Origin of the sequence: Streptomyces sp. KL2 (genome assembly GCF_046529545.1) — a bacterium.
Lineage (GTDB): Bacteria > Actinomycetota > Actinomycetes > Streptomycetales > Streptomycetaceae > Streptomyces > Streptomyces radiopugnans.
Genome location: NZ_CP127170.1, coordinates 5528147 through 5546270 on the forward strand (window position 1 = coordinate 5528147; position 18124 = coordinate 5546270).

General features: G+C 75.2%; 16 protein-coding genes. 10 read left to right on the plus strand and 6 right to left on the minus strand.

Translation table 11 applies throughout. From position 1 onward, the window contains the following. The first annotated feature begins 39 nt into the window (after nt 1-39). The 3 genes from QPK52_RS24835 (at nt 40) to QPK52_RS24845 (ending at nt 4915) form a co-directional block, all read left to right on the plus strand. Complete coding sequence (locus tag QPK52_RS24835; protein ID WP_410539705.1) at nt 40-2232, plus strand: hypothetical protein; 2193 nt, start codon at nt 40-42, stop codon at nt 2230-2232. A gap of 75 nt (nt 2233-2307) precedes the next feature. After that, entirely contained in the window at nt 2308-3921 is a 1614-nt protein-coding gene (locus QPK52_RS24840) for a DUF6519 domain-containing protein (RefSeq protein ID WP_410539706.1), read from the plus strand. Between the two features lie 112 nt (nt 3922-4033). Next, nucleotides 4034-4915, plus strand: coding sequence for a peptidoglycan-binding protein (locus QPK52_RS24845; protein WP_410539707.1), 882 nt, complete (start codon nt 4034-4036; stop codon nt 4913-4915). Between the two features lie 55 nt (nt 4916-4970). Here QPK52_RS24845 and QPK52_RS24850 read toward each other — a convergent pair whose 3' ends face one another. Together QPK52_RS24850 and abc-f are read right to left on the minus strand one after the other, a co-directional pair. Next, on the minus strand, nt 4971-5864 hold the full coding sequence (locus QPK52_RS24850) for a virginiamycin B lyase (protein ID WP_410539708.1): 894 nt from the start codon (nt 5862-5864) through the stop codon (nt 4971-4973). A gap of 63 nt (nt 5865-5927) precedes the next feature. After that, entirely contained in the window at nt 5928-7592 is a 1665-nt protein-coding gene (gene abc-f / locus QPK52_RS24855; protein WP_410539709.1) for a ribosomal protection-like ABC-F family protein, read from the minus strand. Between the two features lie 119 nt (nt 7593-7711). Here abc-f and QPK52_RS24860 point away from each other — a divergent pair, with 119 nt between their 5' ends. After that, nucleotides 7712-8368, plus strand: a complete 657-nt coding sequence (locus tag QPK52_RS24860) for a TetR/AcrR family transcriptional regulator (RefSeq protein WP_410539710.1) — start codon at nt 7712-7714, stop codon at nt 8366-8368. Between the two features lie 33 nt (nt 8369-8401). On the opposite strand, the gene QPK52_RS24865 is transcribed toward QPK52_RS24860, so the two are convergent. Both QPK52_RS24865 and QPK52_RS24870 read right to left on the minus strand, forming a co-directional pair. Beyond that, nucleotides 8402-9223, minus strand: a complete 822-nt coding sequence (locus tag QPK52_RS24865; protein ID WP_410539711.1) for an SAM-dependent methyltransferase — start codon at nt 9221-9223, stop codon at nt 8402-8404. Between the two features lie 130 nt (nt 9224-9353). Next, nucleotides 9354-10340, minus strand: a complete 987-nt coding sequence (locus QPK52_RS24870; protein ID WP_410539712.1) for a pyridoxal-phosphate dependent enzyme — start codon at nt 10338-10340, stop codon at nt 9354-9356. 241 nt (nt 10341-10581) lie between these two features. On the opposite strand from QPK52_RS24870, the gene QPK52_RS24875 reads away from it, so the two are divergent. The 4 genes from QPK52_RS24875 to QPK52_RS24890 all read left to right on the plus strand — a co-directional run bounded on the left by QPK52_RS24875 (nt 10582) and on the right by QPK52_RS24890 (nt 15027). After that, the gene (locus QPK52_RS24875) at nt 10582-11565 is read left to right on the plus strand and encodes an aldo/keto reductase (protein ID WP_410539713.1); all 984 of its coding nucleotides are present in this window, start codon (nt 10582-10584) and stop codon (nt 11563-11565) included. 132 nt (nt 11566-11697) lie between these two features. Beyond that, nucleotides 11698-12342, plus strand: a complete 645-nt coding sequence (locus QPK52_RS24880; protein WP_410539714.1) for a hypothetical protein — start codon at nt 11698-11700, stop codon at nt 12340-12342. 36 nt (nt 12343-12378) lie between these two features. Beyond that, the gene (locus QPK52_RS24885; RefSeq protein ID WP_410539715.1) at nt 12379-13377 is read left to right on the plus strand and encodes an ATP-binding cassette domain-containing protein; all 999 of its coding nucleotides are present in this window, start codon (nt 12379-12381) and stop codon (nt 13375-13377) included. A 12-nt stretch (nt 13378-13389) separates the two neighbouring features. Then, nucleotides 13390-15027 carry a hypothetical protein gene (locus QPK52_RS24890; protein ID WP_410539716.1) on the plus strand — a complete coding sequence of 546 codons (1638 nt, stop codon included), beginning with the start codon at nt 13390-13392 and terminating at the stop codon, nt 15025-15027. A 38-nt stretch (nt 15028-15065) separates the two neighbouring features. Here QPK52_RS24890 and QPK52_RS24895 read toward each other — a convergent pair whose 3' ends face one another. Together QPK52_RS24895 and QPK52_RS24900 are read right to left on the minus strand one after the other, a co-directional pair. Next, nucleotides 15066-15887, minus strand: a complete 822-nt coding sequence (locus QPK52_RS24895) for an SDR family NAD(P)-dependent oxidoreductase (protein WP_410539717.1) — start codon at nt 15885-15887, stop codon at nt 15066-15068. A gap of 174 nt (nt 15888-16061) precedes the next feature. Beyond that, on the minus strand, nt 16062-16256 hold the full coding sequence (locus tag QPK52_RS24900) for an antitoxin (protein WP_410539718.1): 195 nt from the start codon (nt 16254-16256) through the stop codon (nt 16062-16064). A 289-nt stretch (nt 16257-16545) separates the two neighbouring features. Here QPK52_RS24900 and QPK52_RS24905 point away from each other — a divergent pair, with 289 nt between their 5' ends. Together QPK52_RS24905 and QPK52_RS24910 are read left to right on the plus strand one after the other, a co-directional pair. Further along, nucleotides 16546-16998 carry a DUF6098 family protein gene (locus QPK52_RS24905; protein ID WP_410539719.1) on the plus strand — a complete coding sequence of 151 codons (453 nt, stop codon included), beginning with the start codon at nt 16546-16548 and terminating at the stop codon, nt 16996-16998. A gap of 96 nt (nt 16999-17094) precedes the next feature. Beyond that, nucleotides 17095-18114, plus strand: a complete 1020-nt coding sequence (locus QPK52_RS24910) for a hypothetical protein (RefSeq protein ID WP_410539720.1) — start codon at nt 17095-17097, stop codon at nt 18112-18114. Nucleotides 18115-18124 lie beyond the last annotated feature (10 nt).

Consider the following 18124-nt stretch of genomic DNA (forward strand, 5'->3'; position numbering starts at 1 on the left):
GGCCCGCACGACCCCGGCGAACGACGGAAGGAATCGGCCATGAGCAGGGAGCCGGACGGGCTCGCGGAGCTGCTGCCGCAGTGGCACAGACTGCGGGACGGCGGGCGCGGGAAGCAGGGGGCGCGGGACGAGCCCCTGCGCGCCCTGCTCGCCGTGATCGCCGAACAGGTCGACCTCGTACGCACCGGGGTCGAGCAGGCCTACGACGACTGGTTCGTGGAGACCGCCGCCGACTGGGTGCTGCCCTACCTCGGGGATCTGGTCGGCTACCGGCCGCTGCCCGGCTACGAGCGGGTCCTGGCCACCGGCCTGCGGGACGGCAGCCCGGAGGAGGTCTCGCGGCAGCGGCTGGCCCGTGCGCTCGCACCGCGCCGGGACGTGGCGTCCACGGTCGCCGACCGGCGCCGCAAGGGCACCCCCCACCTGCTGGAGGAGCTGGCGCTGTCGGTGGCGGGCCGGCCCGCGCGGGTGGTGGAGTTCTCCCGGCTGGTCGCCCACCACCAGCCGGTCAGGCTCTACGGCGCGGGCACAGCGGCGGCCGACCGGCGGCGGCTCTCGCGCGGCCGCCTGGCCGACCTGCGCGACGGGGCGGCGCTGGACCTGGCGGGCGGCCCCTTCGCCACGACGGCGCGCTCGGCCGACGTACGGCGCGCGGACTCACGCCGTACGCCCGGCGGGCACACCCCGGCCGGAGTCGGCCTGTACGTGTGGCGGCTCAGGCCGTACCCGGTGACGAACGCCCCCGCCTACTGCGTCGACCGGGCCCGCAGCCTCTACACCTTCTCCATCCTCGGCAACGACACCCCGCTGGTGACCCGGCCCGAGCCGGAGCCGTCGGCCACCCACGTCGCCGCGATCGACAACGTCCCCGCGTACATCCGGCGCCGGCAGCTGAGCGACCGGCTCGCGGACTACTACGGCCCGGGCAGGTCCTTCGCGATCCGGCGGGACGGGGACGGGGAGCCGGTGCCGCCGTCGGACATCGTCGTCGCCGACCTCACCGGCTGGCGCTACCGCCCGCGCCGCGGCCAGGTCGCGGTCGACCCGGTGCTCGGCCGGATCGCCTTCGGCTCCCGCTCCGCCCCGCGCCGGGGGGTGTGGGTCGACTACCACCACGCCTTCCCCGACGACACCGGCGGCGGGGAGTACGCCCGCCCCGGCCGCACCACCCCCGACGCCGCCACGGTCCACCGGGTCGGCCCCGGGTGCGCCCACCAGCGGATCATGGACGCGTACGCGCGGTGGCGCGAGGACCGGCGGGCCGGGCGCTGCGGCCCCGAGGGAATCATCGAGATCACCCACAGCGGCGCCTACCAGGAGCAGCTGGACTTCGACCTCGGCCCCGGCGACCGGCTCCAGTTGCGCGCCGCGGAGGGCACCCGCCCGGTGATCCGCCTGCTGGACTGGTACAGCAACCGGCCGGACGCGCTCAACATCCGCGCGGACGAGGAGTGCGCACCGGGCCGGGACGCGCCGCGCGTCACCCTGGACGGGCTGCTGGTCGCCGGGCGCGGCCTGAACGTCACCGGGCCGGTCGGCGAGGTCGTCATCCGGCACTGCACCCTGGTGCCGGGCTGGTCGCTGCGGCCGGAGTGCGAACCGCAGTCGCCGGACGAGCCGAGCCTGGTCCTGGAGCGCACCACCGCGTGCGTGCGGATCGAGCGCAGCGTCCTGGGCACCGTCCAGGTGGTCGGCGACGAGGTGGGCACCGACCCGCTGGAGATCCACATCCGCGACAGCGTCCTGGACGCCACCGGCCACGACCGGGAGGCGCTGTCCGCGCCCGACTGCCGCCACGCGCACGCCGTGCTGTACGCGCACCGCACCACCGTGATCGGGGAGGTGTACGCGCACGCCGTCGCCATCGGCGAGAACAGCGTGTTCACCGGGCGGATGCACGTGGCCCGGCGCGGGACCGGCTGCCTGCGCCACTCGTACGTGCCGCCGGGCTCGCGCACACCGCGCCGGTACCGCTGCGTGCCGGACCGTCCGGCGGGGCGGGGCGGGGCGGAGCGGGTGCGCCCGCTGTTCGCGAGCGAGCGATACGGGACGCCCGCGTACGCGCAACTGGCCGACGACTGCCCCCGGGAGATCCTCCGGGGCGCGGAGGACGGAGCCTCCATGGGCGCCTTCCACGACCTGTACCTGCCGCAGCGCGAGGACAGCCTGCGCGCCCGGCTCGCCGAGTACACGCCCGCCGGCACCGACGCGGGGGTCCTGTTCGTGACCTGAACCGCCGGGCGGCCAGAAGCCCGGATCCGCAGACCTCGCAGACGTACGGAAAACCTTTCGAGGGGGACCCCATCCATGCACGCTGATCTCTCCCGCATCACCTTCCGGCCGGAGCGGCACTACTCGGCGGTGCTCGCCCAGCAGGGCCGCGTACAGCTCGACGCGGACGCCAACGAGCAGACCGCGATCCAGCTCCACCAGGCCCGTACCGTCGCCGCCGACCTGATCGGGCGGCACGGCGGGCCGGCCGGTGCCACCGGCTTCGCCATCGGGCTCGACAGCCGCGGCCACGAGCTGGACGACCTGACCATCGGGGGCGGCCGCTACTACGTCGACGGCATCCTGTGCGACGCCTCCCGGCCCGCCCCCGGCGAGGCCGTCGAGGACGACGGCGATGGCGACGGCGGCGGCCACGGCGGCGAGGACGGCGGACGCGACGGTGACGGCCGGGACCGGGCGGGAGGCCGGGCCGGGGACAGGGCCGGCGGAGCGGACGCGGCACCCGCCCACTGGACGTACTGGGACCAGCCCGACGGCCACCGCGACCCCAAGCGCCCCGGTGACCGGCTGCCCACCGCCTTCCCCTACCTGGCCTACCTGAAGGTGTGGGAGCGGTCGGTGACCGCGGCCGAGGACCCGGCACTGCGCGAGGTGGCGCTCGGCCCCGACGTGCCGGACACCGCCGCCCGGGTCAAGGTGGTCTGGCAGGTGCTGGCGCTGCCCGGCTCCGAGCTGGGGGTGGAGGACGGCGAGACCGGCAAGGACGCCCTGCGCACCGCCTTCCACCGGTGGGCCGACGAGCGCTCCGCGCCCGGTTCGCGCATGGCGGCGCGCAGCCGGCGCCCCGAACGGGCCGACGAGGACCCGTGCCTGCTCCGGCCCGACGCCCGCTACCGGGGCCCGGAGAACCAGCTCTACCGGGTGGAGGTCCACGAAGGCGGGACGGCGGACGGGGCGACCTTCAAATGGTCCAGGGAGAACGGCTCGGTGGTCCTGCCCGTCGACGGCCTCGACGGCACCTGGGTGGAGCTCGCCACGCTCGGCGGCGACGGCAGGCTCGACCTGAACACCGGGGACTGGGTGGAGTTCGCCGACACCGCCTACACCAGCCGCGGCGAGCCGCTGCCGCTGCTGAGGGTGGAGGAGGTGGACCTGCCGGGGCGGCGCGTGAGGCTGTCGGGTGAGCCCGGGGGCGGCGTCGGCCGGCGCCCCGAGCTGTACCCCTGCCTGCGCCGCTGGGACCACCGGGAGGAGACGCGGCGCGGCGGACGCGGCGCGCGCAGCCGTCTGAGGGGCGGGGCGGTCCGGGTCGAGGAGGGCCGCTGGCTGCCGCTGGAGGACGGCGTCGAGGTGTACTTCGAGCCGGGCGGCGCCTACCGGCCGGGGGACCACTGGCTGGTCCCGGCCCGTACCGCCACCGGGGCGGTGGAGTGGCCGGTGAACGCCGCCCGCAAACCGCTGCTGCGCGCACCGGCCGGCATCCGGGTGCACTACGCGCCGCTGGCCTGGGTGATGGGCGAGCACGGCGTCTCCGACCTGCGGCTGTCCTTCGGCCCGCTGGCCGGTCCCGTTCCGGCGGCGACCGAGGAGGAGCTGGCGGCCGAGGCCCGGGCGGAGGCCGAGGCGCGGGCGCCGGCCGCCCAGGGAGAACCGGAGATCCCGACGGACACGGCCGGACCGCGGGCCTGACACGCGGACGGGAATCCCCGTGCCGGACCCGGCGCCGGGTCCGGCGCACACCTTGGCGCGAACCCCGGCGCGAACCCCGGTGCCGGGCACATCCGAGAGGAGCGAGTGACGCATGGCCACACCCCTGAGCGCCTCACGACTGGTCAAAGCGCTGCGGGACGAGGGTCTGGAGGTCCGCGAATACCGCAACTGGCGCACGCACAACCGCAACGGGAAAGGGCCCTGGGGCCCGGTGAACGGCGTCATGATCCACCACACCGTCACCAGAGGCACCGACCACACCGTCGAGCTGTGCTACGAGGGGCACTCGACGCTGCCGGGCCCGCTGTGCCACGGCGTCATCGACAAGGAGGGCGTGGTGCACCTGGTCGGCAACGGCCGCGCCAACCACGCCGGGCTGGGCGACGGCGACGTGCTCAGGGCCGTCATCGCCGAACGCGCCCTGCCCGGCGACAACGAGGCCGACACCGACGGCAACCGCCACTTCTACGGCTTCGAGTGCGTCAACCTCGGCGACGGCAGGGACCCGTGGCCCGAGGCGCAGAAGCTGGCGATCGAGAAGGCCGCGGCCGCCGTCTGCCGGGCGCACGGCTGGACCGAGAAGTCCGTGATCGGCCACCGGGAGTGGCAGCCCGGCAAGGTGGATCCGCGCGGATTCTCGATGGATACCATGCGGGGCCGCATCGCCAAGCGCCTGGGCAGGAAGGCGGACGGCCCCACCAAGCCGGCGCCCAAGCCGCCGGCGCGGTACGAGCCCTTCCCCGGAGCGGACTTCTTCCGGATCGGCCGCGAGAGCAGGATCGTCACGGCGATGGGCGAGCGGCTCGTGGCCGAGGGCTGCGGGCGCTACAAGGTGGGCCCCGGTCCCCGGTGGAGCGAGGCAGACCGGCAGTCCTACGCCGCCTGGCAGCGCAAGCTGGGCTTCACCGGCAAGGACGCCGACGGCATCCCCGGCCCCACCAGCTGGAAGAAGCTGCGCGTCCCCGACGTGTGAGGCACGGTACCGCGCGGCACGCGTCCCGCCGCCCTCCGCGCGTCCTCGTGCGCGGCTACACCTCCAGCCTGGCGATCTCCCCGATCTCCAGAGCCACGTACAGTGCCCCGTCGGGACCGAAGGCGAGACCGTGCGGCTCCGAGGAGGCCACCGGGAGGTCGTACTCCTCGACGCGGCCGTCCGCGTCGACGGAACCGACCCGGCCCGCCCCCCACTCGGTGAACCAGCACAGACCGTCCGGCCCGGCGGTGATCGCGTGAGGGCGGCAGGCGGGGTCGGGCAGGGGGAACTCGTCGATGCGGCCGCCGGTGGTGATGCGGCCGATCCGCCCGGCGCCGATCTCGGTGAACCACAGCGCGCCGTCGGGGCCGCGCGTGATGCCGACCGGCGCGGCCTTCGGAGTGGGAAGCGGATGGACCACCACCTTTCCGTCGAGGCCGATCCGTCCGATCGCGTCCGCCTGGTTGAGGGTGAACCACAGTGCCCCGTCGGGCCCGTCGGCGATGGCGGAGGGGAAGGCGCCGGCGGCCGGCAGGCAGAACTCCGTCATCCGGCCGTCGGTGGTGACGCGGCCGATCCGGCCGGTGCGCGTCTGGGTGAACCACAGTGCCCCGTCGGGACCGCACACGATGCCGAACGGGCCGCTGTCCGGGGCCGGGACGGGATACGAGGCCGTCCGCCCGGACACGGTGATCCGCCCGATCCGGTGATCCCGGAGACGGGTGAACCACAGCGCCCCGTCGGGACCCGGGGCGATCACCGAGGGTCCGCAGGAAACGGAGTCGAGCCGGTGGACGTCGAGCCGGCCGCCCGGTTCGAGTCGGGCGATCCCTCCGGAGTGGACCAGGGTGCACCACAGGGCTCCGTCGGGCCCGGCCGTCAGGGCGTAGGGACCCGCGCCGGACCCGGGCACGGGTATGCGGTCGATGGAGCGGGCGGGGCGTGGCATGAGGCGTCTCCTCGTGGTCGTGGCGTGGGCGGCCTGTCCGGCGGATCCGGTCCGTGGCGGGGGTCAGTTCGCGGCGGCGGGCGTACGGACCGCCCGCAGTTCCAGATGCCGGCCCCGCCACCGCCGCCGCAGCAGGCGGTCGTGGCTGACGACGACGAGGGCGCCGCCGAAGCCCGCCAGAGCGGCCTCCAACTCCTCGGCGAGGGCGGGGGAGAGATGGTTGGTCGGCTCGTCCAGCAGCAGCACGTCGGCCGGTTCGGTGACCAGCCGCGCCAGGGCGAGGCGCTGCCGCTGGCCCGTGGACAGGCCGGTCACCGGCACCGAGAGCCGGTCGGGCGCGAACAGGCCGAGGGAGAGGAGCCGTTCGGCGTGCTCCTCGGCCGTTCCCGCCCGGCCGCGGGCGAACGCGCTCAGCAGCGTCTCGCCCGGCCGCCCGGGCGCCGGCTCCTGGGGAAGGTGGCCGATCCGGCCGCGACGGGCCACCCTCCCGGTGTCCGGCGGCAGTTCGCCGGCCAGGACGCGCAGCAGGGTGGACTTGCCCGCCCCGTTCGGCCCGGTGACCAGCAGCCGCTCACCCGGTGCGACGCTCAGGCCGGTGCGGCCGAGCCGGCCGGTGACGGTGATGCCGTCGGCTTCGAGCACGGCACCTTGCGGGGCTTCCCGGGCCGGGCCCTCCGGGGACGCGGCCTCCCCGTGCGGGCGGCCGGTACGCGGCACGGCGGTGAACCGCAGCGGCTCGGGCGGGGGCGGCACCGGGGCGGCCTCCAGGCGGCGCAACCGCTCCTCCGCGCTGCGCACCCGGCCGGCGATGGACTGCTGTACGCGGCCCGCCGCCCGGTCGTAGGCCATCTTGTTGCCGTCCCTCATGGCCCGGCCCGGGGCCACCCGGCGGGCGGTGGTGGCGGCGGTCTCGCGGAGCCGGTCGACGTCGGCCCGCCACCTGGCGTGCGCCTGGGCCCAGCGCTGCCGGGCCGCCGCCTTCTCGGCGAGATAGCCGGAGTAGCCGTCGCCGTGGCGCACCGCCGTGCGGCGATCGGCGTCCACCTCCAGCAGGGTGGTGGTGACGCGCTCGAGGAAGACCCGGTCGTGCGAGACCGCCACGGTCGTGCCGCGCCGGGTGCGCAGATGCTCCTCCAGCCAGGTCAGGGCGTCGTCGTCGAGGTGGTTGGTCGGCTCGTCCAGCAGCAGCACCTCGGGCGCGGCGGTGAGGACCGCGGCCAGCCGCAGCCTGACCCGCTCGCCGCCGGAGAGGCCGCCCACCGGGCGGTCGCGGCGCAGCCGCCCCAGGCCCAGGCCGTGCAGGGCGCGCTCCGTCCGGGCGTCGGCGTCGTAACCGCCGCGCAGCTCGTAAAGCGTCAGCAGGTCCCCGTACTCGGTCAGGTGCGACTCGTCGCCGTCGGCCATCCCGGCCTCCAGGCGGCGCAGCCGCTCCTCGAGCGCACGCAGTTCGTGCAGGGCGCGGTCCAGGACGTTCTGGACGGTCAGGTGCGCCGGCAGCCGCTCGTCCTGGGCGAGGTGGCCGACGCCGCCCTCGGCGTGGAGGACGACCTCCCCCCGGTCGGGGTGTTCCCGGCCTGCCAGCAGACGCAGCAGGGTGGTCTTGCCGGAGCCGTTCTCGCCGACGATCCCGGTGCGCTCACCGGCGGCGAGCGAGCACGTGACCGAGTCGAGGACGATCCTCCCGCCGTAGGACTTGGTGACGGCGCGGACGGCGATCTGCGTGGGCATGCGGGCACTCCGAAGCATTCGTGGACGGTGCGGCCGACAGGGGCCGCAGGGCCGGGTGAACGCTTCGGAAGAGCATCGGCGACTCCTTAACGCGACAACAGTTGCGTTATCATGGTGCCATGGCACCGTCCCAGGGGGCAACCGGAGTCCCCGGCCCGAACCCCACCGCACCCGCTCCGGCCCGCCGCCCTGGAGGTCGCAGTGCCCGCGTTCGGGAGCGGGTCCTCGACGCCGTCCGCGCCCAGCTGGTGGAGCACGGCTACGACGAGCTCACCGTCGACGCCGTGGCCGCCCGCGCGGGCGTGCACCGCACCACGGTCTACCGGCGGTGGCGGGATGTGGGAGGCCTGCTCGCCGACGTCCTCGACGCAGCGGGGGACGACGGGTGGCGGCCGCGGGACACCGGCGACCTGGCGGGCGATCTGACGGCGCTGAACCAGGAGGTGTACGCCGCCCTGACCGAACGGCCGTCCGTCACCGCCGCCCTGATCGCCGCGTCGTTCCGCTCCGCGGAGGCGGCCGATGCCCTGCGGCGCTTCTGGGACGACCGGTACGCGCGCTGCGAGGCGGTCGTCCAACGCGCGGTACGGCGCGGGGAGACACCGGCGGGCACCGACGCCCGGGCCCTGCTCGTCGCCGCCACCGCGCCGCTCTACCACGAGACGGTCCTCCTGCGCACCCCGCCCGACCTCCGGCTGCCCGGCCGGGCGGCCCGCGCCGCCGCCGTCGCCGCGTCCGCCGGCGCCTTCACCGAACCGCCGACGGGCGGCGCCTGACGGCGGTCCGGTCCGGACGACCCCGGGCGTCCGTCAGGGCTTGCGGGCCACGCCGCAGTAGAAGGCCACCTCGTCGGGGAGCTCACCCGCCGGCGAGGGCTCCGGCCGCCATCGCGAGCACGACACCACGCCCGGCTCCAGCAGCTCCAGCCCGTCGAAGAACCGCGAGACCTCCTCGGGTGTGCGCTGGTGGAGCTTCGGCGTGCCGACGCTGTTCCAGTACTCGACCGCCGCGTCCACGTCGTCCAGCCCGGGCGCGGTGATGGTGTGCGACAGCACCAGGTAACTGCCGGAGGGAACCGCGTCCACGAGCCGCTTCACGATCGCGTGGGCCCGGTCGGTGTCCTCGATGAACATCACGATGCCCAGCAGCATGACCGCGACCGGCTCGGTGAAGTCCAGGGTCTTGGCCGCCTCCCGCAGGATGGCGTCGGGGTCGTGCAGATCGGCGTCGAGGTAGTCGGTGACGCCCTCGGGGGTGGAGGTCAGCAGGGCCCTGGCGTGCGCCAGCACGATGGGGTCGTTGTCGGTGTAGACGATCCGGGCGTCCGGCGCGATGCGCTGGGCGACCTCGTGGGTGTTCTCACTGGTCGGCAGACCGGTGCCGATGTCCAGGAACTGCCGGACGCCCGCCTCGCCGGTCAGATGGGTCACCGCGCGGCCCAGGAACGCCCGGTCGGCCCGGGCGTAGTCCAGGATGCCGGGGTGGATCCTGCGGACCTGGTCGCCGGCGGCCTTGTCCACCTCGTAGTAGTTCTTGCCGCCCAGCCAGTAGTCCCACATCCGGGCCGAGTGCGGGACGGTGGTGTCGATCCGGGCCGACACCTGCTCGGACGTGGTCGTTCCATCTGCCATGGGAGCTTCCTCCTGAGGTCCTGCGCGATTGCTCCCGTCAAACTACGCGCTCCAACCCGCTCTGGCAGCAGGTCTGTTGATCAGAGTTGACCAGGCAGGACGGGAAGCCGCCCCGAGGAGGCCGGGGGAATCAGTCCGCGTCGGTCAGCCCGGCCTCCGCCGCGGCCAGCGCCGGTGCGTGGCCGAAGAGCCCGGGCAGGCCGCCGGAGTGCAGCAGGACCGTGCGGCGCCCGGGGCGGACCGTACCGTCCGCGACGGCCGCCGCCAGACCGGCCAGGGCCCGGCCGGTGTAGACGGGGTCGAGCACGAGTCCCTCGGTGCGTGCGGCGAGGAGCAGCGCGGACCGGGCCGGTTCCGTCAGTGTGCCGTAGCCGTCCCCCACCTGGTCCGTGCGCAGCCGCAGCGACTCCGGCGGGCAGTACGCGCCGGTCAGGCCGGACGCCAGGCGGGATACGGTGATGGCGGGGGCGGACACGGCGCCGACGTGGACCCCCAGGACCCGGTGCGCGCCCAGCTCGCCGACGAGTCCCGCCATGGTCCCCCCGGAGCCGACGGCGGTGACGACCGTGTCCAGGCCGGGGGCCTGGGCGAGGAGCTCGCGTCCGCACTCGGCGTAGCCCCGGGCGCCGAGCGCGCTGGAGCCCCCGAAGGGGAGGAGCGCCGGAACGGCGCCCTGCCGGCTCAGCTTCTCGGCGATCTCGTGTGCGACGGAGTCGAGCGAGGCGGCGTCGGTGTCGCCCGCCCACACCACCCGGGCGCCGAGGAGGCCGTCGAGCGCGAGGTTGCCGGACGAGGAGGCCCCCGGGCGGCCGGCGAGCACCAGTACGGCCCCCAGGCCGAGCCGGGCGGCCGCGGCCGCCGTCAGCCGCGCGTGGTTGCTCTGGGGCGCGCCGGTGGTGACCAGGACGGTGGCGCCGCCGGCCAGTGCCTCCCCGCACAGCCACTCCAGCTTGCGCACCTTGTTGCCGCCGCCGCCGAGACCGGTGAGGTCGTCCCGCTTGATCCACAGGTCCTCCGCCTCCAGCCCGAGGGCGAGGGCCAGGCGCGGCGCGGGTTCGAGCGGTGTGGGCCAGGTGCCGAGGACCGCCCGCCGCGGAGCGCCGTCCGATGCTGTCATCTGCGTGGTCACTCCGGTGTGCCGTCCGTGGGCGGAGCTTCGGTGGAGGACATGGTGGCACACGGCGGCGGCGCGCCGGGGAATCCGGGCCGCCGCCAGGGCACCGGTGTACCGCGGCGTATCGCACGGGATCCGCCGCCGGGCGGCCTTCCGCAGGGAGTCGCGGGGACGGTTCACCTCCGTAAGGGTCTCCCGTGTCCGGAGGCAGCGGCGGCGTGACGCAGGAGGAGGGAACGGCGGGATGAGGAAGAACCGGCTGGGGCGCAGCACGGTGGAGGTCACGGAACTGGGCTTCGGCGGCGGACCGCTCGGAGGACTCTTCGAACCGCTGGACGACGACACCGCGACCGGGGCGCTCACGGCGGCCTGGGAAGGCGGTGTCCGCTACTTCGACACCGCCCCGCACTACGGGATCGGGCACTCCGAGCGCCGCATCGGCGACTTCCTGCGGGACAGGCCGCGGGAGGAGTACACGCTGTCGACCAAGGTGGGCAGGATCCTGGTCCCGCAGGACCCGCAGGGCCGCACGGACGAGAGCTTCCAGGCGCCCGCCACGCACCGGCGCGTACGGGACTTCTCCCGCGACGGGGTGCTGCGCAGCGTCGAGGACTCCCTCGCCCGCATGGGCGCCGACCGTGTCGACGTGCTCTTCCTCCACGACGCGGAGGAGTGCTTCGAGGACGCGCTGCGCCGCGGATACCCGGCGCTCGCCGAACTGCGCTCCCAGGGCGTGGTGGGCGCCATCGGCGCTGGGATGCACCACACCGGCATGCTGACCAGGCTCGTGCAGGAGGCCGACGTCGACGTGGTCATGCTCGCCGGCCGCTACACCCTGCTGGACCACAGCGCCCTGGACGACCTGCTGCCCGCGTGCGCCGGACGCGGCGTCCCCGTGCTCGCGGCCGCGGTGTTCAACTCCGGGATCCTCGCCGAGCCGCGTCCGGCCGACGGGGCGCGTTACGAGTACGCGCCGGCCCCGCCGGACGTGCTGCGGCGGGCGCACCGCATCGCCGACGTCTGCGAGGCGCACGGCGTGACGCTTCCGCGGGCCGCGGTGGCGTTCCCGCTGCGCCACCCCGTCGTCGCGGGGGTCGTGCTCGGCATGCGCTCGGCCGGGGAGGTGCGGCGCGACACCGAGGCGTTCGGGGCGGGCGTCCCCGAGGGCCTGTGGACCGATCTGCGCGAACAGGGCCTGATCGACGAGCGTGCGCAGGCGCCCGGCTGAGGAATCGCCCGTCCCGTCCCGGCCCGTCCCGTCCCGGCCCGTCCCGTCCCGGGCGCAGGGGCACCCGGCGGGGCATCCTGGACCTCACGGGGTGATCCGCCGGAGCGCCCCTTCCGGCCGGAAAGGGTGCCCATGGTGAGGAACGCCCAGCGGTTCCACGGATGGATCGCCGGTGTGGGGACGTCCTCGGGGACGCGGATCGTCCTGGGGCACTGGCCCCGGTCGCCGTTCGGCCCGTTCAGCGACGTGATGCTGGAACGGGCCGGCGGGCAGCGGCTGCTGCTGGCCCCGGCCGGACGGATCGCGGACTTCGTCGCCGCGGTCTACCGCTTCGACCGGGTGCTGGCCGTCCCGGTGGAGGTGGACGCGGCCCGGGGGCACTGGCAGGTCGTGGCCGGACCGCTGCGGATGCGCTTCGCCGCCGGCCGCCGGGGCGGGCTCGGGCTGCTGCTGCGGTGCGTACCCGCCCCGCTCGCCGCCCGGCCCGCCTGGGTCGCGCTCACCGACATCCCCGCCCGGCTGATGCCCGGGGTGCGGACCAGGGGCAGCGCGGGCGGCGGGTACCGGGAGTGGTACGGAGTGCGGGACCTGCGCCGGATCACCGCGGTCGAGGCGTCATGGGAGGGCCGGGACCTGGGTCCGCTCGCACCGGTCGATCCGCCGGTGCGGTTCGGGTTCGGCTCCGCGCCCCGCACACCCGCCCTGGTACGGGTGGTCACCACCGTCGCGGGGCCGCGGGCGCACTCTCCCCCTGCCTCCGGCCGCAGAGGTCTGTAGCGTGGGAGACGTCCTTCCGGACCTCGGAGGTGCGGCGTGCGCGTTCCGGCCATAGACACCGAGGGGCTGACGAAGCGCTTCGGCACGGTGACCGCCCTGGACGGGCTGGACCTCCGGGTGGAGCAGGGTGAGATCTTCGGCTTCCTGGGCCCCAACGGGGCGGGCAAGTCCACCACGATCCGCCTGCTGCTCCACCTCGTCCGCCCGACCGCCGGGACGGCGCGGATCATGGGCGTACCGGTGGAGGACGTCGAGCGCGCCCACCGGCACGTCTCCTACGTCTCGGGCGACGTCTCCCTGTGGCCGCAGCTGACCGGCATGGAGATCCTCACCCATCTGGCCAACCTGTCCGGCGGCGCCGACGACGCCTTCCGGGACGAGCTCATCGAGCGGCTGAGGGTCGACCCGAGCGTGCGGGCCCGCTCGTACTCCAAGGGCAACCGGCAGAAGATCGCACTGACCGCCGCGTTCATGACCCGGCCCGACGTGCTGCTGCTGGACGAGCCGACCAGCGGTCTAGACCCCCTGATGGAGGCGGAGTTCCAGGCGCTGGCCCGGGAGGCCGCCGACCGCGGCCAGACGGTCTTCCTCTCCTCGCACCTGCTGGACCAGGTGGAGGACATCTGCCACCGCGTGGCGATCCTGCGCGCGGGGCGGCTGGTGGAGGTCGCGGCGCTTGAGGACCTGCGCGGGCTGAACACCACGGTGTTCGAGGCGGTCCTGGACGGTCCCGTACCCCGGCTCGACGGAGTGCCGGGCGTGGTCGCCGTGGAGCGGATCGACCGCGGCCTGCGGGTGTCCGTCACCGGGCCGCCGTCGGCCGCGCTCTCCCGGCTCGCCTCGGCCGGACTGGTCCGGCTCCGCAGCCGGGAACCGAGCCTGGAGGAGATCTTCCTGACCTACTACGAGGCCACCTCCGGGCAGCGCGGGGCCGTCGCCGCCGCGCACGGCGCACTGCCGGACGGTGCCGGACCCGGCCCCGGACCCGGTGCCCGGAACGGACCGGACGCGCCGGACCCGCGGGCCCCGCGGTAGGAGGCGGTCCCCATGGCCAAGACCGTGCCCGCACCCCCCGCCGCCCGCCCGGCGCGGCGGTACCGCACGGAGGCGGCGATCGCCCGGCTGGGGATCCGGCTGGTCCGCCGCGGCACCCTCGTACTGGCCCTGTCGACCGCCCTCTACGCGGCCGTCGAGGTCCTCGCCTACCTCGCCGCCTACCCCGACGCCGCATCGCGCCGCACCATCGCCACCTTCCAAGACAGCCCGGCCGTGCGGATGCTCCAGGGCATCCCGCACGCCGTCGACACCCCCGGCGGCTTCGCCGCCTGGGACGCCGGCTGGATCCTGGCCGCGATCACCGGCATCTGGGCGGTGCTGACCACCGGACGGCTGCTGCGCGGCGAGGAGGAGACGGGGCGGGCCGAGTCCGTGCTGGCGGCGCCGGTGCGGGCGGGCCGCGCCCTGCTGACGCACCTGCTGGTCCTCGCCGCCGCGATCGCCGTGACCGCCGCCGCGATCGCGGCGGCGCTGACGCTGTCGGGCGCCGCCGCGGCGGGCTCGGCGCTTTTCGGGCTGGGCGTCGCGGGCTTCGCGGCCACGTTCGCCGGGGTCTGCGCCGTCACCGCGCAGGTGTTCGAGGTGCGTCGCCGTGCCACCGGCGTCGCCACCGCGGTGCTCGGCGCGTCCTTCCTGCTCAGGATGGCCGCCAACAGCAGCGACTCCCGCGGCCGGCTGCGCTGGCTGACCCCGTTCGGCTGGATGGACGAACTCCACGCCTACGGCGACCCCCGGTGGACGGCCCTGCTCCTGCTGCTGGCCGCGCCGGTGCTCCTGGGCGCCGTCGCCGTGCGGCTGCGCGCGATGCGCGACACCGGCGGCGCCCTGATCGCCGACTCCGACAGCCGCCGCGCCCGGCTCGGGCTGCTGGGCGGTCCGGCGGCGTTCGCCTGGCGCGGCACGCAGGGCATGCTGGTCGGCTGGCTGACCGGCATCACCCTCTACGCCCTGGTGACCGGGTCGTTGGCCAAGGCGGTCACCGACTTCGTGGCCGGGCAGGCGTCCTACCGGGAGATGCTCCAGCGGCTCGGATGGGACCTGCAGCGGGTCACCGAGGGCTATCTCGGCACCATGGGCCTGCTGTTCGGCCTGCTGCTCTCCCTCCACGCCTGCTGGCGGATCGGCGCCGCACGCGCCGAGGAGGCCGCCGGACGGCTGGAGTCCACCCTCACCAGGCCGGTCTCCCGGCGCCGCTGGCTCGGCGGCCACATCCTGCTGGCCCTGGCCGCATCCCTGCTCCTCGCGGCCGCCGCGGCACTGGCCGTGTGGGTCGGCTCGGTGGCCGGCGGGGCCGACGTGGAGGCGGCGGGCGCGTTCGGATCGGTACTGAACACCCTGCCCGTGGTGGTGCTCCTGACGGGCCTGGCCGTCCTGGTCTACGGCATGGCGCCCCGGCTGACCGTCGGCCTGTCGGCGGCCGTCGCGGTCACCGCCTACCTGGTGGAGACGATCGGGACGGCGCTGGACTGGCCCGGCCAGGTGCTGGACCTGTCGCCGTTCCACCACCTGGCCACCGTGCCCGTCGAGCCGTTCGAGCCGCTGCCCGCGGCGGTTATGACCGGTCTCGGACTGCTGGCCGTGCCGGCGGGCGTCGCGGCCTTCGAGCGCCGGGACGTCGCCGGGGACTGAGAGCGGCGGAGGCGGGCCGGCCCGCCTCCGCCGCCGTTTCAGGAGGACTTCTCCGGATCGCCGGATCCGGGCTCGGCCATCCTGCGGTGGGCGGCCGCCTTGAGGCGGTCGGGGACCACTGCGTTGGCCCGGCCCTGGGCCCGTGACTTCAGCGAACCGGCGAGCTTCTTCCCCTCGCCCTCCATGAGGGCCTCGAAGCCCTGCCGGGCGACCAGCGCGGGATCGTCGGTGGCCTGCTCCGCCAGCTTGGTGTCCTCCAGGTCGCCGCGGCGGAAGAAGTCGGTGTCGGTGGGGCCCGGCATCAGCGAGGTGATCGTCACCCCGGTGTCCCTCAGCTCCTCGGCGACGGCCTCGGCGAAGGACTGCAGGAAGGACTTCGAGGCGTTGTACACCGCCTGGAAGGGCCCGGGCATGGTGGAGGCGAGCGAGGAGGTGATCAGCACCCTGCCCTCGCCGCGGGCGGCCATGTCCCGCAGCAGGAGCTTGGCCAGATGCACGGTGGAGGTGACGTTGAGGTCGATGAGGGCGAGTTCGTCGTCGAGGTCGGTCTCGGTGAACGCGCCGCCCCGGCCGATGCCGGCGTTGAGGGCCGCGGCGTCCACCGGCCGTCCCGTCTCGGCGACGGCCGCCCACAGCCGTTCGACCTCGTCGCGGCGGCGCAGGTCGGCCCGGACGGCCCGTACCTCGGTACCGGAGGCGCGCAGTTCCCCGGCCGCGGCCGTCAGCCGGTCGTCCTCGGCGTTGACCAGCAGGTCGAAGCCGTGCTCGGCGAACTGCCGGGCGAGTTCGAGCCCGATGCCGCTGGAGGCTCCGGTGACCAGGGCCAGCGGCCGGTGTTCGGCGGTGTGGTGTTCGCTCATGCCGCCCGGGTATCCCGTCGCGGGCGGTCGTCACCCGCGGATCCGGACGGAAGCGCCGTTCCGCCCGCCCGGCGCCGCACGGCGGAAGCGGGGGCCGCCGGCGCTCGAAGCGCCGACGGCCCCCGCCGTCCGTCCGCGGGACCCGCCTCGGCTCGCCCCGCCTCGCCCGCCGCCTTATCGCAGCTGGTCCTCGTCGTTGCCGTAGGAGCGGCGCACGGACTCGGCGGCCTTGTCCGTCTGGGCGTCGTACTTGTCGCCGGTGCGCTCGTCGATCGTCCGCTCGGCGCGGTCGACGCCCTTGTCCGCCTTGTCGGGGTGGCCCTTGGCCATCTTCTTGGCCTTGTTCGCCATGTCACCCAGCTTGCCCATAACGGCCTCCTCGCGGTGGTTTCGTGCCGTCTTGCTCCATACCGCCTAACCGCTGGCAAATGGGGGAAACATGCCGCGCCCCGGCGGGCTGCCGCCGGGCCGTACGCCCGGGCTGCGGTCCCGGCCGTGCCGATCTCCGCAGGTCACCGAGGCCGGCCGGGTTTCCTGTCCCCGCGCGGGGGCACGCGGTCGTGTGCCGTTCCGGTGCCCCGCTCTCCGGGTGCGAGGGCCCGGCCCAGCGGGCCGGGCCGGGACCGGGCGGCAGCGACACCCAAGGAGCGAGCACCGTATGACCCTCCCCTCCGAGCTGCCTCTGATCACCTCCCTCGACGAGCTGGCCCGTCTGGTCGAGAGCGGCAGGCGTCTGTATGTGCGCTGGTCCCGCGGCCCCCGGACCGACCTGGGGGAGACGGCCAGCACGGACGACCTGACCGGTGTCCCGCTGCCGGGGCTGTCCGTCAACGCCCTGGACGTCGAGTCGTGGTGGTCCAGCCGGCCGGTCCGGCTGTGGGTCGCCCGGCGCCTGTACGACTACTGCCATCTGCGCCGTTCGAAGGGGCCCGGGGTGCGGCCCTGGGTGCTGCGCGGCCGTGAGGTCGGACGCGGGCCCGACAACGAGCCTCTGGTCAGGGAGGTGGAGCCGATCGCCTGGGTCGACACACGGGTGATCTTCGAAGCGGAGGAGGAGGTGGCCCGGCAGAGGGGGAACTGGGGCCCGCTGGACCGGACCGCCGGCCACTGACCGGAAAGCCCTGGCCGACGCGTTGTCGGTGCCGCATGATATTCGTTCTCCAGACGATGATCAGCGGCCCCGGCGAGGGCCCACGGGGGGATCCACATGACAACCATCAGTCGGCACCCGGCGGCTGAGGAGCAGCCGGCGGGCGGCCGGCGCCGGCCGGCGTTCCCGCTCGGGCTGTGGAGGCGCAGGCCGGCGCCGCGCCTGGTCACCGACTTCGACGACCCCGCGCTGGCCCGGCTCCGGGAGGCGATCGGGGCGGGGGACTGGCCCGCCGTCCGCGAGCGGCTGGCGGCCGCGGCCGACGGTGAGGAGCTGTGCTGGCTGGTGTGGCACGCCTCCGGGACACCGGGCACGACCGAGCTGATGGGCCGTGTCATGGACCGCGAGCCGGACGGGACCCCGGCCCTGCTCATGGCCGGCGCACACCACATCGACTGGGCTTGGGAGGCCCGCACCGGCGCGCGGGCCTCCCAGGTCTCCAGAGAGCAGTTCCGGGTCTTCCACCAGCGGCTGGAGGTCGCCGAGGACCTGCTGTACCGGGTGGCCGAGCGCGAGCCGGACTGGGTCGCCCCCTGGTTCATGCTCCAGGTCTCCGGGCGCGGCCTCCAGGTCGGGCCGCAGATCGCCCGCCTCCGCTTCGAGGCGGCGGTCCGCCGCTGCCCCGGGCACCTGGGCGCGCACCGGCAGCACCTGCAGCAGGTGTGCGCCAAGTGGGGCGGCTCGCACGAGGAGATGCACGACTTCGCGCGCGAGTCGATGCTCTCGGCCCCCGAGGGCAGCCCGCTGGGCGAACTGGTGGCCCTCGCCCATCTGGAGCACTGGCTGGACCTGGAGCCGGGTGAGGACGCGGAGTACATCGGCCGCCCCGACGTACGGGCCCGGCTGCTGGAGGCCGCCCACCGGTCCATCGGCGACCCGGCCTTCGGGCGTCCGCGCGACTGGATCGGCGTGCACAACACCTTCGCCATGGCCCTCTCGCTGGCCGGCGAGAAGGAGGCGGCGGCCGCCGCCTTCGCACCGCTGGAGGGACGGGTCACCGAGTTCCCCTGGCAGTACCTCGACTCCGCCGACCCGGTCGCGGCGTTCCGGAAGTGGCGCTCGCGCGCCGGCCGCTGACGCGCCGACC